Here is a 20,549-nt window from a genome sequence, read left to right as displayed (position 1 = left end):
ACCGCATCGACCAGAACGCGCGCCGGGACAGTCAGATCCGACCGAGAAAGCGCAGGCCCACGCCCGGCTCGGTCGCGATGTAACGCGGGCTCGCCGCATCGTCGGCGAGCTTGTGGCGGAGCTTGCCGACCAGCACGCGCAGGTAATGCGTGTCTTCCTCGTGATCCGGGCCCCACAGCTCGCGCAGGATCTGCGGCTGCGTCACCACCCGCCCTGCGTTGCGGGCCAGCAGCGCCAGCAGCGCGAACTCCTTGCGCGCCAGGGTCACCTGGGCGCCCTCCAGCAGTACTTCGCGTCGTGCAAGATCGATGTGCAGCCTGCCATCGTCGAACACCATCGCGCCCTCCATCGGCGCTGCGCGCGCACGCAGCAGCGCGCGCACGCGCGCCATCAGCTCCTGGATGCCGAAGGGCTTCGTCACGTAATCGTTGGCGCCCGCATCGAGCACAGCGACCTTCTCCGCCTCGCCGGACCGCACCGTCAGCACCAGCACCGGCACCTGCGACCATTCGCGCAGTTGCGAGAGCACCGCATGGCCATCCATGTCGGGCAGCCCCAGGTCGAGAATGACGAGATCGGCGCCATGCGTGGCCAGCGCAGCCAGACCGGCCGCGCCGTTTTCGGCGAGTTCGACGCGATAGCCCTGCGCGCGCAGGCTGATGTCGAGGAAGCGGCGGATCTGCGGTTCGTCGTCGACGACCAGCACGCGGATCGGCGACGCGCCGGCGGGAAGCACGGGCGTTTGCGTCATGGACGGTGTCCGCTCTCCGGGGGCAGGATGCGGGGAAGGGTAATACGGATCACGGTGCCGCGACGCTGCGGGTCGGGACCATCGCCCGGCAGCGCTTCCACGCTGCCGCCATGGGCACCGATCATGCCCTGCGTGATCGCCAGGCCCAGGCCGGTGCCATGGCCACCGCGATCGCCCCGCTCGACGCTGTAGAACATGTCGAAGATGCGCTTGCGCTCCTCTTCGGGGATCCCGGGGCCGCGATCGCGCACGTCGACCTGCAGCGCACCGTCGCCGAGGCGCCGGGCGACGATGTCGACGGCCTCGCCGGTGGGCGAGAACTTCGCCGCGTTCTCGATCACGTTGAACAGCGCCTGCTCGACCAGCGCGGGATGCACCCAGATGGGCTCGACGTCGGCGTCGACGCGCACGGTCGCGAGCATGTCGGGCTGGTAGCGCTGCAGGCGGGACACCGCCGAGCCGATCAGTTCGCCCACACCGATCCAGTCGCGATTGAGCGTGAGGCCGCCGTGGCCGAGCCGGGTCATGTCGAGCAGGTTCTGGATGTAGCGGTCCAGCCGCTCGCCCTCCAGGCGTACGGTGTCGAGCAGCGCGTGGCGGTCTTCGGCGCTCATCGCGTCGCCGTAGGCATCCAGGCTGCCGGCCGCGCCGATGATCGAGGCCAGCGGCGAACGCAGGTCGTGCGACACCGACGACAGCAGCGCGGACCGCAGGCGTTCCGTCTCACCGGTGAGCTTCGCGCGCTCCAGGTCGGACACCAGCCGTGTGCGCACGATGGCCTCGGCGATGTCGGCGACCATCGCTTCGGCGAGCCGACGCTGTTCCGCACCCAGTCGCGACACGTGCGCGGGCAGGCGCAGGCCGGCCACGCCGGCGGCCTTGCCGTCGATCACCAGCGGCAGGAACCACCAGCCGGCATTGGCGAGCGTGTCGGTGAAACGGCCGGCGGGCTGGCGATGCCTGCAGGCCCAATCGGCAGCGGCGCGATCCATGTCGCTGAGCGCGAACGCACCGTCGCGCGGCAGCGGCGCATCGCCGACGTGCAGCAGGGCGTCGCCGTCGATGGCGCGCTGCAGGGCCACGCGCCCGGCTTCGACCACTTGGCCGATGTCCGCCGCGCTGGCGAGTTGCCGTCCGAGGGTCTGCAGCGCGCTCGCATGGGCATTGGCGGCGCGCAAAGCGACGACCTGCGCGCGCAGCCTGGCCGCGAGCCGCCCGCAGACCAGGGCGGCGACCAGGAACAGGAACACCGAAGCCACGCCCTGCCGGGCGCCGATGTAGAACGTGAAGCGCGGCTCGATGAAGAAGAAGTTGTAGGCCAGGAAGCACAGCGTGGCCGCGATCACCGCGGCCGCCATGCGCGTGCGCGCCGCGACCACGATCACCGCGACGATGAACACCATCGACAGGTCGCCCAGACCCGCGAACCGCTCCAGCAGCCATCCCAGGCAGGTCGCCACGGCCGCTGCGACGACGGGCAGCGCGATATCGCTGCGGGTCAGCCCACCGCCGGCTTCGCGCAGGGTCCGCCGCGCGCGCGCGCGGGCTTCGGGCGTGCTGATGATGGTGAGTTCGTAATGCGCGCCGCGCTGCAGCAGTTGCTGGGTGATCGTGCGGTTGAACATGCGCGCGAGCGGGCGTTCGCGCGTGCGTCCGAGCACCAGCGTCGACGCGCCGATGCGACCGGCATGGTCGAGCAGCGCGTCGACGATATTGGGGCCGTGCAGCACTTCGGTCTCCCCGCCGAGCCGTCGCGCAAGCGCGAACGCACGATCGACTTCCTGCTGCGCCTGTACGCCCGGCAGGCCGCGCGACTGCACGGTGACGACGGTCCACGGCGCATCGCGTCGTTCGGCGATCCGGCGGGCCATGCGCACCAGGTATTCGGACTGGCCCAGGCCGTCGATGGCGACCATCACCTGCCGGCGCAGCGACATGCCCGGCAGGCCGCGCGCGGCCTGCGCCTCGCGCAGGTCGCTGTCGACGCGATCGGCTGCAACCTGCATCGCCAGTTCGCGCAGCGCGCTGAGGTTCGACGGCGAGAAGAAGGCTTGCAGCGCCTGCGCCGCATGCTCGGGGACATACACCTTTCCCTCCTGCAGGCGCTCGATCAGCTCGCGCGGCGGCAGGTCGATGAGCTTGATGTCGCGCAGACGGTCGAAGACCAGGTCCGGCACGGTCTCGGCGACGCGCACGCCGGTGATCCGGTGCACCACGTCGTTCAGGCTTTCCAGGTGCTGGATGTTGATCGTCGTGTAGACATCGATGCCGGCGTCGAGCAGTTCGATCACGTCCTGCCAGCGCCGCTCGTGGCGGCTGCCCGGCGCGTTGCGGTGCGCGAGTTCGTCGACCAGGGCCACGCGCGGCCTGCGCGCGATCAGCGCATCCAGATCCAGTTCGTCGAGCCTGCGTCCGTGATAGTCGATCGAACGGCGCGGCAGCACCTCCAGGCCATCGAGCATCGCCAGCGTCTCCGCCCGCCCATGGGTCTCGACCAGGCCCACGACCACGTCGACGCCCTGTTTTTTCAGCTCGCGCGCGCGCGACAGCATCGCGTAGGTCTTGCCGACGCCCGGCGCCGCGCCGAGGAAAATGGTCAGGCGCCCGGCGGCCTGCTTCTGCAGTTCGCCGATCAGGGCATCGGCCTGTGCGCTGCGTTCGTTCATGTCTCGACGTGATTCGCGATGCGCGTGTTGCCGGTGCGTTCCGCCAAGCTTAGCGGAACGCGATGCCCGCGATCGACGCGCGACGCGATCACGGCGCCACCCGCAGCGCGTCGAGGGCGAGATTGAGCCGCAGCACGTTGACGCGCGGTTGCCCCAACACCCCGTACTGCGGCGCTTCGGTCTGGGCCGCCACCAGGCACTCGACCACGGCGACGTCCAGGCCGCGCGCCTTGGCGACGCGGGCGACCTGGATGCGCGCGGCGGCCGGGCTGATGTGCGGATCCAGGCCGCCGCCGGACTGCGTGACCAGATCGCCGGGCACGTCGGCGGGCGCGACGCCCTCGCGCGCGGCGACGGCGGCGATGGCCTCGTTCACGCGCTTGCGCATGTCCGGATTGGTGCGCGACTGGTTGCTGCCCGCCGCGGCCATCGGATCGTAGCCGGCCGCGGAGGGCCGCGACGCGAAGTAGCGGTCGCCCGCGAACGGCTGCGGCACCAGCGCGGAACCGACGACGGCGCCGTCGCGCTCGATCAGGCTGCCCTGTGCCTGCGCAGGGAACAGCACCTGACCCAACCCGGCACCAGCGAGCGAGTACAGCAGGCCGAAGCCGGCCAGCGCCACGCCGGCGAAGACGATCGCGGGGCGCCATGCGCCGCCACGATGCAAGGGCGCATCGAAGGACGGCGTCGCATCGCGGTCGGGCTGTACGGCGGCAGTGTGTGTGGCATTCATGTCAGGCTCCAGCGGCGACGAGCGCCATGTCGATCAGCTTGATGGCGATGAACGGCAGGACCACGCCACCCATGCCGTAGACCAGCATGTTCCGGCGAAGCAGCGACACCGCGGTGGCGGGCTTGAAGCGCACGCCCTTGAGCGCGAGCGGGATCAGCGCCGGGATGATCAGCGCGTTGAAGATCAATGCGGCCAGCACGGCGTTCTGCGGACTGGACAACTGCATGACGTTCAGCGCGGACATCTGCGGAATGGCGGCGGCGAACAGCGCAGGCAGGATCGCGAAGTACTTCGACACATCGTTGGCCAGCGAGAACGTGGTCAGCGCGCCGCGCGTGATCAGCTGCTGCTTGCCCACCTCGACCACCGCCAGCAGCTTGGCCGGATCGGAATCGAGATCGACCATGTTGCCGGCCTCCTTCGCGGCCTGCGTACCCGAGTTCATCGCCAGGCCCACGTCGGCCTGCGCCAGCGCCGGTGCGTCGTTGGTGCCGTCGCCGACCATCGCGACCAGGCGGCCGCCGGCCTGCTCGGTGCGGATGCGCGCGAGCTTGTCCTCGGGGCGGGCCTCGGCGATGTAGTCGTCGACGCCCGCTTCCGCCGCGATGGCGGCGGCCGTGAGCGGATTGTCGCCGGTGATCATCACGGTCCGGATGCCCATCTCGCGCATGCGCGCGAAACGTTCCTTGACGCCGTGCTTGACCACGTCCGACAGCTCGACCACGCCGAGCACGTGCCGGCCTTCCGACACCACCAGCGGCGTGGCGCCACCGCGCGCAACCTGCTCGACGCGGGCATTGAGCTCCGCCGAGACCTCGCCGCCCAGCGCCTGTACGTGACGCGCGATGGCATCGCCCGCGCCCTTGCGGATGACGCGTCCGGACGGGCCGTCCTCGCCCGGCAGGTCGACGCCGGACATGCGCGTCTGCGCGGTGAACTGCACGTAATGCGCGCGCTCGGGATCGACGACGACGCTCTGCAGTTCACGGGCCAGGCGCACGATCGACTTGCCTTCCGGCGTGGGGTCGGCCAGCGAGGACAGCAGCGCGGCATCGCGCAACTGGTCGCGGTGGATGCCGGCCAGCGGATGGAACGCGGTCGCCTGGCGATCGCCATGGGTGATCGTGCCGGTCTTGTCGAGCAGCAGCACATCGACGTCGCCGGCGATCTCCACCGCCTTGCCGGATTTGGCCAGCACGTTCGCGGCCAGCGCGCGGTTCATGCCGGCGATGCCGATGGCCGGCAGCAGGCCGCCGATGGTGGTCGGGATCAGGCAGACCAGCAGCGCGATCAGCAGCAGCGGATCGAGTGCGATGCCCAGGAAGCCGGCGAGCAGCGGCAGCGTGGCACAGACGATGAGGAACGTCAGGGTCATCGCCGCCAGCAGCATGGTCAGCGCGATTTCGTTCGGCGTCTTCTGGCGGTTGGCGCCTTCGACCAGCGCGATCATGCGGTCGAGGAAGCTGCCGCCCGGTTCCGCGCTGATCTCGATGACAATGCTGTCCGACAGCACCTTGGTGCCGCCGATCACGCCGCTGCGGTCTGTCCCGGCTTCGCGCAGCACAGGTGCGGATTCGCCAGTCACCGCCGCCTCGTTGATGCTGGCGATGCCCTCGATGATCTCGCCATCGGCGGGAATGAGTTCGCCCTCGCCGACGATCACGCGGTCGCCGCGACGCAGCTGGGTGGCCGGTATGCGGGTTTCGTTGCGCTGCGCGTCGAGCCGGCGCGCGACGAGGTCGCGGCGTGCGGCGCGCAGCGTGGCCGCCTGGCCACGGCCCCGCGCCTCGGCCACCGCTTCGGCGAAATTGGCGAACAGCACGGTCGCGAACAGGATCAGCGTCACCGCGGTGCCGAACACGAGCTGCTTGCCGACCACCACGGTGATGAGCGCGGAGAGGAGCGTGCCGAGCAGCACGATCGCGATCACCGGGCTCCTCAGCGCCTGGCGCGGCGACAGCTTGCGGAAGGATTCGATGAGGGCCGCACGCAGCGCGGCGGCATCCAGCCCCGCCAGCGACTGGCGGCGCGCGATGCCCGCATCGGCTTGGGAATGGTTGTTCATGATTGGACGTCTCAGGGACTGGCCAGCGACAGGTGTTCGGCCACCGGGCCCAGCACCAGCGCAGGCGTGAATTGCAGGACGGTCAGGATCGCGATCACCGCGACCAGCGTCAGCGCGAAGGTCGGCGTTTCGACATGCAGCGTGCCGCTGCCTTCGGGGGCCACGCGCTTCTTCGCCATCGCGCCGGCGATCATCAAGGGGATGATCAGGGCCGGATAGCGACCGAGCACGAGCACGACGACGCAGGTCAGGTTCCACCAGTAGGTGGCGTCGCCCAGACCTTCGAAACCCGAGCCGTTGTTGGCGAAGGCCGAGGTGTACTCGTAGAACACCTGGCTGATGCCGTGGAAGCCGGGATTGGACGTTCCTGTTTCAAAGCCGCCGATGTATTCCGGCAACGCCAGCGTGAGCGCGGTGAAACCGAGCACCGCCAGCGGCTGCAGCACGATGAGCAAGGCGAGCCAGCGGATCTCGAAGGCTTCGATCTTGCGTCCGAACAATTCGGGTGTGCGTCCGGTCATCAGGCCGGCGAGGAACACCGCCAGCAGCAGGTAGACCAGAAACTGCTGGAGGCCGCAGCCCACGCCGCCCCAGATCGCGTTGACCAGCATGTTGCCGATGGTCACGCCGCCGGTCAGCGGCGCCAGCGAGTCGTGCATCGCATTGACCGAGCCGTTGCTGGTCTGCGTGGTGAGCGCCGCCCACAGCGCCGATGCATCCGCGCCATGCCGCACTTCCTTGCCTTCCATCAGCGCCGGATCCAGCGCCGTGGGCGAATGGCCTTCAGACCAGATCGCGGCACCGGTGGACAGCGCGGACATCAGCAGCATGCTGCCGAAGATCAGCGCGGTGAACCGCCGCCTGCGCACGAACGTGCCGGCCATGAAGGTCACGGCGACCGGGATCAGGATGAGCGCGAGGGTTTGCAGCAGGTTGGACAGCGGCGTCGGGTTCTCCAGCGCCACCGAGCTGTTGGGCCCGTACCAGCCACCGCCGTTGGTGCCGAGCTGCTTGGCCGCCACCATCGGCGCGACCGGTCCCACCGGGATCTTCTGCGCTTTCATTTCCGCGCTGGCATCGACCGGCGCGACGGTTGGACCGCCCTGCAGCGTCGAGGGCACGCCCTGCCAGGTCAGCAGCAGCGACCATGCCAGGCACAGCGGCAGCATGAAGCGGAGCGTCGCGCGGATGACGTCGACCCAGAAATTGCCGACGTCGCGTTCCGCCTGCCCGGCCTCGCGCTTCGCAGCCTGCGTGTCTTCCGGACGATAGAACTGCGTGACCGGCAGCGACTTGTCGGCCTCACCAGCGGCCGCGGCGGCTTCGATCGGCGAGGCGTCCTTCGCCATCGACTCGCGCCCCCCGAACAGGCCGCGCAAGGTCGCCACGACCAGCGCGAGGCCCATCATCGGCGTCACCACCTGCAGGCCGACGATGCCGACCATCTGCGAGAGATAGCTCAGCTGTGCCTGGCCGGAGTAGTGCTGCTGGTTGGTGTTGGTCAGGAACGACACCATCGTGTGCAGCGCGGTATCCCAGCGCATGTTCGGGATGTCGTCCGGGTTCAGCGGCAGCCAGGCCTGGGTCATGAACAGCGCCCACACCAGAATGCCGAGCACGAGATTGGAGGCGAGGAAGGCCTTGGCGTAGGCCTTCCAGTCCATACCGCTGCCGGGGTGGATGCCCAGCGCGCGATACAGCAGGCGTTCTACAGGACCGATGGCACGGTCCAGCCACGACGACTCGCCGCGCATCACGCGGGCGAGATACAGCCCCAGCGGCCAGCCGAGGCCGACCGCGAGAGCGAAGACGAGAAAGAGTTCGATCATGTTCGTTCACCAGTACAAGGTGCGTGGACGTGCGCACTGCGCCGCGTCGGGCGAGGACGCGATGCGCGCCGACCGCTCAGAAATCCTCGGGGCGCAGGACCACGTAGATCAGATAGGCCGCGGACACGATCACCGCGACGCCGCAGACAAGGGACAACCAGGCAGGCATCGTCGTTCTCCGGGATCAGAAGGACGCCTGCAGCGCCGCTTCGACGCGCGACCCGGCGACGTCGTCGCCGAAGATCGTTTTCGCGTTCGAATCGGTGGCGTGTGCAGTCAAGCGCGCCTCGAATGGCGCCTTGAATGCCCACACCGCACTGACCAGGCCGTGGGAGTAGCCATCCTTGGCCACGACTGCGTCGTCCAGGAAGTAGTGCCCCACGGCCGCTTCGAAGCGGAACGTGTCGGTCACCGGCAGCTTCGCGCCAAGCAGCGCATAGGTCCCATCTGCGTCGTAACCCAACGCTTCGCTGGAGTAGCCGAGCGACAGCCAGTAGTGGCTCCTGTAGGTGATCGTGCCGTTGAGTTCGGTCCAGTCGAGATCGACCGTGGTCGACGGATACTGGTACCGGACCGCGTTGACATCGACAGTCCAGTCATCGTTCAGGGCCTTGGTCCAGCCGACCGTGAAGTCGAGTTCGCTGCTGGCGCGCGTTTCCGGGGCGAACTCGACGTTCGAGGCCCAGATCGATGCGTACAGGCCGGATTCGCCGGCGACTTTCACGCCCGCCTGCACGGTGGGATCGCCCTGCGTCTGCGTGGTGCCGCGCCAGACGTAGTCGGTACCGATCGCCGCGTTGCCGGTGAGGTCGACCGCGCTGGCCTCGCGACCGATGGCCATCAGGCCGATCGCGGCGAGGATGGCGGTGATGAGGGGCGCGCGCGCTTCGCGCAGGCGTTTCGAAACAGGAATCATGGTGCCGCTCGTGGATGTCGTCGAGGCCGGTCTGGCCACGCGGACATTCTCCGGAGGGGCGGCGTAAAGCCTCTATTCGCTCGGGGCGGCGTCGCGAAAAATCCGCGTAAACAATCCATGTTGCGCGACTCGGGTCGCGCTGCGGCGACAAGCCTGAGGCCCGCCGCTCATTCCTCCAACGAAAACGCGGCCGGGGCAAGCCCCGGCCGCGCGTGTTGCGCGATCCATGGCGACGACCGTCGAGGTCGGCCGCCGCCGTGGATCGATCCCGATGGATCCTTGCGAATCGATCAGAAGTTCAGCGTGTACAGCAGGCGGTTCGGCGAACCCGTCTGGGCACCGGTCACCTTGTTCGGCGTCGAAGCATTGATGATCGCCGTGGTCACCTGGGCCGGGGTGGCCGAGGGGTTCAGGGCGAGGTACAGCGCGGCGGCGCCGGCCACGTGCGGCGACGCCATCGAGGTGCCGCTGATGGTGTTGGTCGCGGTGCTGCTGGTGTACCAGGCCGAGGTGATGTTCGAACCCGGGGCGAAGATGTCCAGGCAGGTGCCGTAGTTCGAGAACGACGAACGCGCATCGGTGTTCGTGGTCGAACCGACGGTGATCGCGTTGGTCGCGCGCGCCGGCGAGTAGTTGCAGGCGCTGGCGTTGTTGTTGCCCGCAGCCACGACCACGGTCACGCCGGCATTGACCATGCGCTGCACGGCCGAGTCAGTGGTGCTGGACGCGCCGCCGCCGAGGCTCATGTTCGCCACGGCCGGACGGATGCGGTTGGCGGTGACCCAGTCCATGCCGGCGATGACGCCGGAGTTGGTGCCCGAGCCCGTGCAGCCGAGCACGCGGACCGGATGGATGGTCACGCCCTTGGCGACGCCATGCGTGGTGCCGCCGACGGTGCCGGCGACGTGCGTGCCGTGGCCGTTGCAGTCGGTGGTGCCACGGCCATCGCTGATCGCGGTGTAGCCATTGCCCATGCGGCCGGAGAACTGGCTGTGGGTGCCGAGCACGCCGGTGTCGATGATGTACGCGTGCACGCCGGAGGCGGTGCGGTTGTACACGTAGGTGCCGCTCAGCGGCAGGTTGCGCTGGTCGACGCGATCGATGCCCCAGGTGGCGCCGCTCTGCGTGGCGGACGTGGTGACGATGCCGTCTTCTTCGACATAGGCGACGCGCGGGTCGGCCAGCAGGCGGGCCAGGGCGCGGTCATCGGCCTGGGCGACGAAGCCGCGGACGACGTGGTTGAAGCTCTTGGTGATGCGGACGCGGTGCGTCGAAGCCATGCGGCTGGCGACGGTCGCGACGGAGGCGTTCGGGCGCGCTTCGCTCAGCAGGCGCGCGGCGTCGTCCTTCAGCACGACGATGTACTGGCCGGCGATCGGCTTGTCGGCGGTGCGGAAATCGGCGGCGGCGGCGGTGCCGGCCGACAGCAGGGTGGCGGCGATGGCGGCGGACAGCATGCAAACTCGATGATTCACGATCACTCCCTTTATTCGTTGTTGTTCGAGATGGTGTGTTGTGTGCTCGCGCGGCGGTACCCGCCGCGTCGGCGATCCAGAGTGCGCAGGCGTGGACGCGCGACGTTCCGCAGACCGGGTCTGCGCGGACGGCGGGTCGGTGACTGACGGATCGGGCCTGCGTACTGCTTGTCCCTGCAGATGCCCGATGCTTTCCCCCTGTGGATCGCGGAACGACACTAGGAAGCCCGTTCAGGTTGTGTCAATCAACGCCACTGTGCCGACTTTGGCTTCGCGGGCTTCGAGCCATGGCCTGGCGGGGGTGTCTGCAGGGGCAGAGCCAAGCCTGTCTCAGTTCACCGGCACGTCGTCCGGGGCATACCGACGACCGTATACCGCGCAAGCATGTGATCGATCAGGGAAAAGCACGCGAGGGTGACCGCATTGCGATGCAGCACATTCCCTTTGGGAATAAGCTCATGGCAGAAAGAGCATATGTCATGCCATTCGCAACAGGCCGTACGCACATAATGAACAAAGGCGCGTGCCTCGACCCGATCCTGCTGCGATGCAGCAAGCTCATGCGACGGAATCGCGCAGCCTCGGGTCCATCTGCGCCCGCATCAGATCCACTATCGCGTTGATCGCCACGATCAGGACACCCACCACCAGCACCACGCCGAGGACCAGGGTGTAGTCGCGGTTGAGCGCGCCCTGGACGAAGTAGCGGCCCATGCCGGGGATGCCGAACACCTGCTCGACCACCGCCGAGCCGGTGACGATGTTGATCAGCGCCGGGGACAGCCAAGCCACCACCGGCAGCAGGGCCGGCTTCAGGGCATGGGCGAACAGCAGGCGGGTTTCGGACAGGCCCCGGGCCCGCGCTGCGGCCAGGTATTCGGCATGGCGCACGTCGAGCATCGAGGCCCGCGCCAGGCGGGCGCAGTAGGCCAGGTTCGGCAACGCCAGCGCGATGGCCGGCAGGACCACGTTCGTCCACTCGCCCCAGCCGCCGGCCGGCAACCAGTGCAGGGTCACCGCGAACAGCAGCACCAGCAGCGGCGCGACCACGAACTTCGGCACCGCCAGGCCCAGCCCGGCGAACAGCATGAACAGACGATCGAGCCACGAGCCGGCGCGCATGGCGGACCAGATGCCCAATGGCACCCCGACCAGCAGGGCCAGCAGCAGGGCCAGCCCGCCGTTGAGCAGCGACACCGGCAGCGCCTGCGCGACCAGCTGGTTGACCGTGTAGTCGGGGTACTGGAACGAGGGTCCGAGGTCGCCACGCGCGACATCGCCCAGCCAGGCCGCGTACTGCGCCGGCAGCGCGCGGTCCAGCCGGTATTTCGCTTCCAGCGCCGCCTGCACCTCCGGCGGCGCCGATTTCTCGGTATCGAACGGGCCACCCGGCGCCGCGCGCAGCAGCACGAAGCACAGCGAGGCCAGCAGCCACACCGTCAGCAGGGCTTCACCCAGGCGTGCCAGGAATCGCCGCACCCCGGAGGCCTGTCAGACCTGCACGTCGAACAGGCGACCGATCACGGCCGCCGCCGCCATCGCCATCGCGCCCCAGAAGCCCACGCGCAACGCACCGCGCGCGACGCTGGCGCCCCCGACCCTGGCCGCCAGTCCGCCCGACAGCAGCAGCGCCACCACGGTCACCGCGATCACCACCAGCTCGATCCGGCCCGCCGGGGCCAGCAGCACGGCGAGGATCGGCAGCACCGCGCCCGCCCCGAACGCCGCCGCCGAGGCCAGCGCCGCCTGCAGTGGCCGCGCGCGCAGCGACTCGGTGATGCCCAGCTCATCGCGCGCGTGCGCGCCCAGGGCATCGTGCGCGGTCAACTGCTGCGCGACCTGCTTCGCCAGCTCCGGCGACAGCCCGCGCTGCACATAGATATGCGTCAGCTCCTGCAGCTCGGCATCGGGCTCCTCGGCCAGCTCGCGGGTTTCCTTGGCGATGTCGGCATGCTCGGTGTCGGCCTGCGACTGCACGGAAACGTATTCGCCGGCGGCCATCGACATCGCGCCGGCGACGATGCCGGCGATGCCGCTGCCCAGCACGGTGCGCGCGTCCGCACCCGACGCGGCGACGCCGACCACCAGGCCGGCGATGGAGATGATGCCGTCGTTGGCGCCAAGCACGGCGGCGCGCAGCCAGCCGACGCGATCGGTGCGATGGGTTTCGATGTGCCAGCGGCGCATGGGCGGCTCCTGCAGCGAAGGGGTGGGTCGATTGTCGGCGATCGCGATGTGAACGTCAGCGCTCGGCGAACGACATCCAGCGCGACGGGTGGCGATCGAGGGGATTGGGCTCGAAGCCGCGCACGCCGTCGTCGACCAGGTGTTTCGACGTGTAGAAATACAGCGGAATCGCGACGTGCGCATTGAGCAGGCGTGTTTCCGCTGCGCGCAGCCAGGCGTTGCGGGCGGCCTCGCTGCGCGCGAGGTCGGCGCGGCGCATCGCGGCCGTGTAGCGCGGATCGTCGTAGCCCATCCAGTTCAGCGCACCGTCGTCGGCGAAGCCGACCAGGAAGTTGCGCGCGTCGGCGACATCGCCGATCCAGCCGCCGCGGAACACCTGGGTGATCGCGCGCTGCCGTCGGTTCTGCACGAACACCTTCCACTCCTCGTTGCGCAGGCGCACGCGCACGCCGAGGGTGTCGCGCCACATCGCCGCCACCGCCAGCGCCATGCGCCGATGCGGGGTCGAGGTGTTGTAGCGCAGCTCGATCGTCAACGGATTGGCATCCGAATAACCGGCAGCGCGATACAGCGCCTTCGCCCGCGCCTCGCGCCGCGCCTGCGTCCAGCCGGACCAGTGCAGCGATGCCGGCGCGTAACCGGGAATGCCCGGCGGCACGACGCCATAGGCTGGGGTCTCGCCGAAACCGGTGATGTAGCGGGTGAGCTTGTCGCGATCCACCGCCAGCGACAGCGCCTCGCGCAGCTGCGGCGCGTCCTTCAGCGGCGGCTGCGTGGTGTTCAGGCCGAGCCAGAACGCACCCAGATAGGGCGAGAGCCGAAGACGCGCGCCGTGACGCGCGCGCAGCTTCGCCAGCGGCTGCGGCGGCACGGTTTCGGTCAGGTGCAGGTCGCCGGCGATGAAACGCTGCAGCTCCGCCGCGGCATCCTCGGTCACATGGAAGCGCACGCGCGGGATGCGCACGCTGGCAGCGGCGTGGAAATGCGGATTGCGTTCGACCACGAGGTGCGCCTGCGGCGTCCACGCAGCCAGACGATACGCCCCGTTGCCCACCAGCCGCCCGGGGCGCGTGTGCTGGTTGCCGTGACGTTCGACGGCCGGCAGATAGACCGGGAATGCGATCGGCAGGGTCAGCAGCGCCGGCAATGCGACCTGCCGCGACGTGCGCACGCGCACCGTGCGCGCATCGGGCGCATCGATGCCCAGCCGCGTCGGCTGCAACTTCCCCGCACGCACCTCGGGCGCATGCAGCACGGCATCGAACTGCTCGGCGAACGGTGCGGCGGTCTGCGGCGCGAACGCACGACGGAAGCTCGCGACGACCTGCACGGCATCGAGCGGCTCGCCGTTGCTCCAGCGCAGGCCCTCGCGCAGGTGGAAGGTCCAGGTGCGGCCATCGGCCGACACCGACCAGCGCTCGGCCATGCCCGGGACCAGTCGCCCCCTGGCGTCTTCGGTCACCAGCCCTTCGTACAGATCGCGCAGCACGTTGCCGCAGGCAACCTCCTGGCAGACGTGGGCATCCAGCGTCGACGGCTCCGGCCCGTTGCCGCGCTCCAGCGCGCGCGCCTGCGCCATCGCCGGCGAGGCGCCGGTCGCCATGGAACACAGCGACAGCAGCAGGGCAACAATTCGAGTCATCGGCGGGGGCTATAGTGTCGACCTTGCGATGTTAGGGGACACCCCCCATCTCGCCTACCCGCGCAACCGGATTGCCACCTGACGGCCTCCTGTTGCAGGCCTCCCCCCGCATACGGACTCTCCATGTCGAGCCCCAGCCACGTCGCCGACACGCCCATCACCCATCGCGACCAGCTGGTCGAGGTGCTCGCTTCCGGCGAAAAGCCCAAGGCCGACTGGCGCATCGGCACCGAGCACGAGAAGTTCGGCTTCCGCCTCGACGACCTGCGCCCGCCGACGTTCGACGGCCCGAAGGGCATCGAGGCCCTGCTCACCGGCCTGACCCGCTTCGGCTGGGAAGCGGTGCAGGAGCATGGCCACACCATCGCGCTGCTGAAGGACAACGCCTCGGTCACGCTGGAGCCGGCCGGCCAGCTGGAACTCTCCGGCGCGCCGCTGGACACCATCCACCAGACCTGCGTCGAAGTCGGCACGCACCTGAAGGAAGTGAAGACTGTCGCCGACGAACTCGGCCTCGGCTTCCTCGGCATGGGTTTCCAGCCGAAATGGCGCCGCGACGAGATGCCGTGGATGCCCAAGGGTCGCTACAGGATCATGCGCGCCTACATGCCCAAGGTCGGCGACCTCGGCCTGGACATGATGACCCGCACCTGCACCGTGCAGGTCAACCTCGACTACAGCAGCGAAGCGGACATGGTGAAGAAATTCCGCGTCTCGCTCGCGCTGCAGCCGATCGCGACCGCGCTGTTCGCCGATTCGCCGTTCACCGAGGGCAAGCCGAACGGCTACCTGTCGTACCGCTCGCACATCTGGACCGACACCGATCCCGACCGCACCGGCATGCTCGACTTCGTGTTCGAGGACGGCTTCGGCTACGAACGCTACGTCGACTACCTGCTCGACGTGCCGATGTATTTCTCGTATCGCGGTGGCGAGTACATCGACGCTTCCGGCAAGTCGTTCCGCAAGTTCATGCAGGGCGAGCTCGACGTGCTGCCCGGCGCCCTGCCGACGCTACGCGACTGGTCGGACCACATGACCACCGCGTTCCCGGAAGTGCGGCTGAAGAAGTTCCTGGAAATGCGCGGCGCCGACGGCGGCCCGTGGAACCGCCTGTGCGCGCTGCCAGCGTTCTGGGTCGGCCTGCTCTACGACCAGACCGCGCTGGACGCCGCATGGGACCTGGTGAAGGATTTCAGCATGGCCGAGCGCAACACGCTGCGCGACCACGTCCCGAAACTCGGCCTGCACGTCCCGTTCCGGAACGGCACCCTGCGCGACCTCGCCCGCGAAGCGCTGAAGATCTCCGTCGAAGGCCTGCGCCGTCGCGCCGCGCTCAACAGCCAGGGCGTCGACGAAACCCGTTTCCTCGACCCGGCCATCGAAATCGTCGAACGCGGCCAGACCGCCGCCGAGCGCAAGCTCGAACTCTTCCATGGCGCGTGGAACGGCGACATCGACCGCGTGTTCCGCGAGTTCGCGTACTGAGCCACACGTTGTGCGCCATCGCGGCTTGCGTCGCTCACACAAGGCTCGGCAATCGATTTGGCTGTATGCGACACGCTTTGTGGGAGCGACGCAAGTCGCGAGTGCCTAGACCTTGTCGTCCAGGACATCTTCCCAGACTGTACCAAGGTACGGATAACTGCGAGGAACAGCGACCAATCCGGCCCGTACCGGATTATGGAGGATGTACATCGCAATACCGCGCACGCTCTCATCGGCGCGGAGCGTCCGATCATGGAATCCCGGCATCCAGAATTGACCACAAGCCACGCCGGATCGCCTCACAGCAAGCGCCGATACCGCCTTGACACGCTGGATCAATGACGAAAGCACCCGCTCGCGCCCCAGCTCGATCAGTACGTGCATGTGGTCAGGCATCAACACCCAGCACAGCAACCTGGAGTCACCCCACAGGTCGCCCTCCATCAGCTTTGCTGCGACCACCTCCGCCGTTTCTGCGTGGCTGAACCGTGGGCAGCGGTTCGCACAGATAGTGGTGACCATGTATATCTGCCCGGGAATTGACCAGCGCCCCTTGCGGAGCGCTTTGTAGCCTGAAGATGAGCGCACGAATGTCATCCCGGCAGCCTAAAGTCCGCGACTGGTGACCGGTATCAGGCGTGGCCTGGCTGGTGTGTAGGAAAACTCCCAGCCTGTCGCGACTTGCGTCGCTCCCACGAACAGCATCACACCCTGTGCGCAAGTCGCGACGGACTGCCAGACAGGCCAACGGCGGCAGGTACGCCTGTCCCATGGACATCCCGGGACAGGACGCGCGGGCATGGCTTATGCACACGAATGCATAGCCCCGCTCGCGGATTTTTGTATACCCTTGGGAAACGCCCCCCACGCGTACCCCCATCATGCGACTGCGCGAACGTCTCGAATTTGCCGAGAGCGATACCCTGCTGCGCGACGATGTCCGTCGCCTCGGCGCCATGGTCGGCCAGATGCTGGCCGAACAGGTCTCCCCCGAATTCCTCCTCCAGGTCGAAACCCTGCGTCGTGCCGCGATCGCGCGCCGCGAGCAGGGCGAAACCATCGACGAACTGGCCGCGCGCCTGGCCGAGGTGCCGTCGGGCGACGCCGATGCGCTGGTCCGCGCCTTCACCGCGTACTTCAACGTCGTCAACCTCGCCGAACGCGTGCATCGCATCCGTCGACGCCGCGACTACCAGCGCAAGACCGACGCACCACAGCCGGGCGGCTTCACCGCCGTGCTGCGCACGCTGCGCGACGACGGCGTCACGCTCGACGACCTGCGCGCGCTGCTGTCGCGGCTGCGCGTGGAACCGGTGTTCACCGCACATCCCACCGAAGCGATCCGCCGCGCGCTGCTGCTGAAGGAACGCACAATCACCGAGCGTCTGATCGCCGACATCGACCGCCAGCGCACGCCGGCCGAACGCGGCGCCGACACCGCGCGGATCCGCCAAGCGCTCACCGCCGCATGGCAGACCGCCGACGCGCCATCGCAGCGGCCGAAGGTGTCCGATGAGGTCGAACACATCGGCTACTACCTCGGCAACGTGCTCTATCGCGTGCTGCCGGTGTACTACGAAGCCTTCGCCGAGGCCGTGCAGGCCGTGTATGGCGAATCGATCGACCTGCCGACGCTGCTGCGCTTCGGCACCTGGGTCGGCGGCGACATGGACGGCAATCCCAACGTGGGCGCGGAAACCATCCGCGCCGCACTGACCGCGCAGCGCGCGCAGGCGCTCAACAGCTATCGCCACGACCTGCAGTCGCTCGCCGAAGTGCTCACCCAGAGCCGCGACCGCGTGCGCGCCGACGATGCGGTCGAACGGCTGATCGCCGACTACACCGCGCTGCTGCCGGCGGATGCGGCGAAGCTGAGTCCGCGCCTGGTCGACATGCCGTATCGCCAGCTCATCAACCTGATGCGCGCGCGTCTCTCGGCCACTCTGGCAGGCGGACCCGGTGCGTATCCCGATGCCGATGCGCTGCTGGCCGACCTGCGCACCATCGACGCCAGCCTGATGCACAACCGCGGCGAGCATGCCGGACATTTCGCGCTGCAGCGCGTGCTGTGGCGCGTGAAGACCTTCGGATTCCACCTCGCCACGCTCGACCTGCGCCAGGATTCCGGCACGCATGACGAGGCCGTGGCCGCGCTGCTCGGCGATGGCGAGTGGACCTCGCGTTCCGTCACCGAACGCGTCGAACGCCTGCACGCGATGATCGACGGCACGGCGCGCATCGACCGCGAGGCCGCATCCGCGCGCAACACGCTCGACGTGTTCCGCACCGTGCACGAGGCGCGCGCCACCTTCGGCGCGCACGCCTTCGGCCCATACATCATCAGCATGAGCCGCAGCGCCGCCGATGCGTTGGCCGTGCTCGCGCTAGCGCGCACCGCCGGTTGCGTCGAGGGCGACGACGTGCCGCTCGACGTGGCGCCGCTGTTCGAAACCATCGACGACCTGCGCGCCGCGCCGGACATCATGCGCGCGCTGTTCGCCGATCCCGTCTATCGTCGTCACCTGACGTCGCGCGGCGATCGCCAGATCGTGATGCTCGGTTATTCCGACAGCGCGAAGGACGGCGGCATCCTCGCCTCGCGCTGGTCGCTGCAGCGCACCCAGGTCGAACTGCTGGAGCTGTCGCAGCAGGCCTGCATTCGCATCGAGTTCTTCCATGGTCGCGGTGGTTCGGTCAGCCGTGGTGGCGGCAAGACCGAGCGCGCGGTCATCGCCGCGCCGCGCGGCACCGTCGACGGCGTGCTGCGCGTGACCGAGCAGGGCGAAGTGATCCATCGCAAGTACGCGATCCGTGCGCTGGCGCTGCGCAACCTCGAACAGACCACCGGCGCCGTGCTGCGCGCCAGCCTGCGCCCGCGCCCGCCGGAACCTCGCGAGATCCGCTGGCGCGATCTCGCCGCCACGCTGGCGCAGCGTTCGCGCGCGCACTATCGCGCGCTGGTCCACGAGCATCCGCAGTTCTCGACCTACTTCCGCGCCGCAACGCCGATCGACGTGATCGAACAGCTACGCCTGGGCTCGCGTCCATCGAAGCGCCGCGAAGGCGGCATCGAAGCGCTGCGCGCCATTCCCTGGGTGTTCGCCTGGTCGCAGAACCGCTCCGGCCTCACCGGCTGGTACGGCGTGGGCACCGCGCTGTCCGCCGCCATTGATGAAGTCGGCCACGACACCGTCGCCGACATGGCGCGCGACTGGCCGTTCTTCGCGGCGATGCTCGACGACATCGAGATGCTGCTGGCGAAGTCCGACATCGACATCTTCGAACGCTACTCGCGTCTGGCCGGTCCGCTGCACGACACCTTCTTCCCCGGGATCGCCGAGGAATTCGCGCGCACCTGCGACACCATCCTCGCCCTGCGCGACCGCGGCACGCTGCTCCAGGACGACTACAGACTTCGCCTGTCGATCCGACTGCGCAATCCCTACGTCGACCCGATCAGCCTGCTGCAGGTGGAGCTGCTGCAGCGCTGGCGCGCCGGCGAACGCAGCGACGAAGCCCTCCTGCAAGCGCTGGTCACCACGGTCAACGGCATCTCGGCAGGGATCCAGAACACGGGCTAGCGCTGCCAGGGGACGCGCGTCGTCGCTCGGTACGCGCCCGGCTTCAGCGCGGCTTCGCGATCCGCTCGATCCGCTGATCCATCGCATCCATCTGCTTCTGCAGTTTCAGCACAGCCTTCAGCACTTCTTCCAGTTCGGTGCGCTGGAAGATCGATCCCGGAGGCGTGATGCCGACCGCGACGGTGCTGGTGCCTGGACTCACTCCGCCGCCGCCACCACCACCACCTCCTCCTCCGCCGCCTCCTCCTCCACCGCCGCCTCCACCGTCATTGACGCCCACGGCGACCGTGCTCACCGATGGATTCATGTTGTGGTCGCCGAGTTCCATAAAGACACGTCCGTGCTGCCGTATGATTTCGACCAGCACGAGGGGATTCTTTTCGAGGTCGATCAGTTTTCCGAATTTCTTCCGGATCTGCTCGACGGCCCTGAGTTGCTCGCGTTCTTTCGTCATGACGATGCACTCCTCGTGCTCATGTGGTCACTCGCGGAACCGCTTCTGGCGAAGCCAGGTCACAAGCGTGGTCTTCCTGCCCTTCAGCAGGGGCATGCTCGAATGGATCATGCGGTGGTTGCTGTCGCCGTTCGCGAACAGGTTGTTCCAAACCACCAGCTTTCCCGCCTTCGCACGCACGCGACGTCCGAGCGCACGAAAATCGGTGCCGCCGCCGTGCTCGGGCGTGGTCAGATACAGCAGGAACGTGTAGATGCGGTCGCCGGCGGGATGCGTGTCCCAGTAGCCGGAATCCATGTGGTAGTAGAAATTCCCACCCAGCGGATAATCGGTGGCCTGCCAGGTCTCGAGATGAGACGTCTCCATCTCGACGAAACCTGCGAGACGCTGCTCGATCTCCGCCAGCTTGTCCAGCATCTCGTCCGTCAACAGGCTCTGCTGCGCGGTCTCGCTGACGCGCAGCGGGCTCAACACATCGCGCCGCGTGCCGTCGTCCTGCTCCATGTAAGTCAGGCTCGGCCGCCAGCACGCGTACTTCAGCTCGTTCAGGATCCAGCGGCACTCGCTCGACGACAGGAAGCCATCGATCTCGAGGACAGCGTGCTCGCCGATGTCCGCCTCCATGTCCTGCACGCGGCTCGCTCGAATGGATCCCATGCCCGTTCCCTCGGATGTGCGTCGATGGCACGTTCCGCGCGTCGATGCGGCGGCCAGTATCCATGTCAACGCACGGGGCGATGGACAGCGGACACGGGCGTGGAT

General features: G+C 68.3%; 15 protein-coding genes and 2 pseudogenes. 2 read left to right on the top strand and 15 right to left on the bottom strand.

All coding sequences use genetic code 11. The features are described 5' to 3' along the window. Positions 1-31: 31 nt before the first annotated feature. The 12 genes and pseudogenes from ACFQ0E_RS05275 to ACFQ0E_RS05220 all read right to left on the bottom strand — a co-directional run bounded on the left by ACFQ0E_RS05275 (position 32) and on the right by ACFQ0E_RS05220 (position 14,264). Positions 32-751, bottom strand: a complete 720-nt coding sequence (locus ACFQ0E_RS05275; protein WP_386822632.1) for a response regulator — start codon at positions 749-751, stop codon at positions 32-34. Next, a pseudogene (locus ACFQ0E_RS05270) lies at positions 748-2,184 on the bottom strand (sensor histidine kinase); the annotation flags it as partial. The gene ACFQ0E_RS05275 and the pseudogene ACFQ0E_RS05270, both read right to left, overlap by 4 nt. A 213-nt stretch (positions 2,185-2,397) precedes the next feature. Further along, positions 2,398-3,303, bottom strand: a pseudogene (locus tag ACFQ0E_RS05265) (universal stress protein); the annotation flags it as partial. A 202-nt stretch (positions 3,304-3,505) separates the two neighbouring features. Next, positions 3,506-4,150 (bottom strand): potassium-transporting ATPase subunit KdpC, encoded by a 645-nt coding sequence (kdpC, locus tag ACFQ0E_RS05260; RefSeq protein WP_386822631.1) that lies wholly within the window; start codon positions 4,148-4,150, stop codon positions 3,506-3,508. A 1-nt stretch (position 4,151) separates the two neighbouring features. After that, the gene (gene kdpB / locus ACFQ0E_RS05255) at positions 4,152-6,215 is read right to left on the bottom strand and encodes a potassium-transporting ATPase subunit KdpB (protein ID WP_386822630.1); all 2,064 of its coding nucleotides are present in this window, start codon (positions 6,213-6,215) and stop codon (positions 4,152-4,154) included. An 11-nt stretch (positions 6,216-6,226) separates the two neighbouring features. Continuing rightward, the gene (kdpA, locus tag ACFQ0E_RS05250) at positions 6,227-8,044 is read right to left on the bottom strand and encodes a potassium-transporting ATPase subunit KdpA (RefSeq protein WP_386822629.1); all 1,818 of its coding nucleotides are present in this window, start codon (positions 8,042-8,044) and stop codon (positions 6,227-6,229) included. A 76-nt stretch (positions 8,045-8,120) separates the two neighbouring features. After that, positions 8,121-8,213 (bottom strand): potassium-transporting ATPase subunit F, encoded by a 93-nt coding sequence (locus ACFQ0E_RS05245; protein WP_386822628.1) that lies wholly within the window; start codon positions 8,211-8,213, stop codon positions 8,121-8,123. Between the two features lie 15 nt (positions 8,214-8,228). Further along, complete coding sequence (locus tag ACFQ0E_RS05240; RefSeq protein ID WP_386822627.1) at positions 8,229-8,960, bottom strand: TorF family putative porin; 732 nt, start codon at positions 8,958-8,960, stop codon at positions 8,229-8,231. 290 nt (positions 8,961-9,250) lie between these two features. Next, positions 9,251-10,435, bottom strand: a complete 1,185-nt coding sequence (locus ACFQ0E_RS05235; protein WP_386822626.1) for a S8 family peptidase — start codon at positions 10,433-10,435, stop codon at positions 9,251-9,253. A gap of 558 nt (positions 10,436-10,993) precedes the next feature. Beyond that, positions 10,994-11,914, bottom strand: coding sequence for an ABC transporter permease subunit (locus ACFQ0E_RS05230; protein ID WP_386822625.1), 921 nt, complete (start codon positions 11,912-11,914; stop codon positions 10,994-10,996). A 12-nt stretch (positions 11,915-11,926) separates the two neighbouring features. Next, complete coding sequence (locus tag ACFQ0E_RS05225) at positions 11,927-12,622, bottom strand: VIT1/CCC1 transporter family protein (protein ID WP_386822624.1); 696 nt, start codon at positions 12,620-12,622, stop codon at positions 11,927-11,929. 55 nt (positions 12,623-12,677) lie between these two features. After that, a complete protein-coding gene (locus ACFQ0E_RS05220; RefSeq protein ID WP_386822623.1) occupies positions 12,678-14,264 on the bottom strand; it encodes a peptide ABC transporter substrate-binding protein in 1,587 nt (528 codons plus the stop codon). 123 nt (positions 14,265-14,387) lie between these two features. Here ACFQ0E_RS05220 and ACFQ0E_RS05215 point away from each other — a divergent pair, with 123 nt between their 5' ends. Continuing rightward, on the top strand, positions 14,388-15,752 hold the full coding sequence (locus ACFQ0E_RS05215) for a glutamate--cysteine ligase (RefSeq protein WP_386822622.1): 1,365 nt from the start codon (positions 14,388-14,390) through the stop codon (positions 15,750-15,752). 105 nt (positions 15,753-15,857) lie between these two features. On the opposite strand, the gene ACFQ0E_RS05210 is transcribed toward ACFQ0E_RS05215, so the two are convergent. Continuing rightward, positions 15,858-16,349: an REP-associated tyrosine transposase gene (locus ACFQ0E_RS05210; RefSeq protein WP_449284336.1), complete on the bottom strand. Its 492-nt coding sequence runs from the start codon at positions 16,347-16,349 to the stop codon at positions 15,858-15,860. A 284-nt stretch (positions 16,350-16,633) separates the two neighbouring features. On the opposite strand from ACFQ0E_RS05210, the gene ppc reads away from it, so the two are divergent. Further along, positions 16,634-19,333 carry a phosphoenolpyruvate carboxylase gene (ppc, locus tag ACFQ0E_RS05205; RefSeq protein ID WP_386822620.1) on the top strand — a complete coding sequence of 900 codons (2,700 nt, stop codon included), beginning with the start codon at positions 16,634-16,636 and terminating at the stop codon, positions 19,331-19,333. A 43-nt stretch (positions 19,334-19,376) separates the two neighbouring features. Here the strand turns inward: ppc and ACFQ0E_RS05200 are convergent, their stop codons facing one another. Together ACFQ0E_RS05200 and ACFQ0E_RS05195 are read right to left on the bottom strand one after the other, a co-directional pair. Beyond that, positions 19,377-19,787, bottom strand: coding sequence for a hypothetical protein (locus tag ACFQ0E_RS05200; RefSeq protein ID WP_386822619.1), 411 nt, complete (start codon positions 19,785-19,787; stop codon positions 19,377-19,379). Positions 19,788-19,814: 27 nt separating this feature from the next. Beyond that, positions 19,815-20,411, bottom strand: a complete 597-nt coding sequence (locus ACFQ0E_RS05195; RefSeq protein WP_386822618.1) for a 2OG-Fe(II) oxygenase — start codon at positions 20,409-20,411, stop codon at positions 19,815-19,817. Positions 20,412-20,549: the final 138 nt, after the last annotated feature.

It is taken from the genome of Lysobacter brunescens (assembly GCF_042677005.1).
Lineage (GTDB): Bacteria > Pseudomonadota > Gammaproteobacteria > Xanthomonadales > Xanthomonadaceae > Lysobacter_I > Lysobacter_I brunescens.
This window is presented reverse-complemented; position numbering and strand designations above follow the sequence as displayed.

Coding starts and splice junctions, on each gene's coding strand:
- ACFQ0E_RS05275 (WP_386822632.1), bottom strand. CDS start 751: ATGACGCAAACGCCCGTGCTTCCCGCCGGCGCGTCGCCGATCCGCGTG.
- kdpC (WP_386822631.1), bottom strand. CDS start 4,150: ATGAATGCCACACACACTGCCGCCGTACAGCCCGACCGCGATGCGACG.
- kdpB (WP_386822630.1), bottom strand. CDS start 6,215: ATGAACAACCATTCCCAAGCCGATGCGGGCATCGCGCGCCGCCAGTCG.
- kdpA (WP_386822629.1), bottom strand. CDS start 8,044: ATGATCGAACTCTTTCTCGTCTTCGCTCTCGCGGTCGGCCTCGGCTGG.
- ACFQ0E_RS05245 (WP_386822628.1), bottom strand. CDS start 8,213: ATGCCTGCCTGGTTGTCCCTTGTCTGCGGCGTCGCGGTGATCGTGTCC.
- ACFQ0E_RS05240 (WP_386822627.1), bottom strand. CDS start 8,960: ATGATTCCTGTTTCGAAACGCCTGCGCGAAGCGCGCGCGCCCCTCATC.
- ACFQ0E_RS05225 (WP_386822624.1), bottom strand. CDS start 12,622: ATGCGCCGCTGGCACATCGAAACCCATCGCACCGATCGCGTCGGCTGG.
- ACFQ0E_RS05220 (WP_386822623.1), bottom strand. CDS start 14,264: ATGACTCGAATTGTTGCCCTGCTGCTGTCGCTGTGTTCCATGGCGACC.
- ACFQ0E_RS05215 (WP_386822622.1), top strand. CDS start 14,388: ATGTCGAGCCCCAGCCACGTCGCCGACACGCCCATCACCCATCGCGAC.
- ACFQ0E_RS05210 (WP_449284336.1), bottom strand. CDS start 16,349: ATGACATTCGTGCGCTCATCTTCAGGCTACAAAGCGCTCCGCAAGGGG.
- ppc (WP_386822620.1), top strand. CDS start 16,634: ATGCGACTGCGCGAACGTCTCGAATTTGCCGAGAGCGATACCCTGCTG.
- ACFQ0E_RS05200 (WP_386822619.1), bottom strand. CDS start 19,787: ATGACGAAAGAACGCGAGCAACTCAGGGCCGTCGAGCAGATCCGGAAG.
- ACFQ0E_RS05195 (WP_386822618.1), bottom strand. CDS start 20,411: ATGGAGGCGGACATCGGCGAGCACGCTGTCCTCGAGATCGATGGCTTC.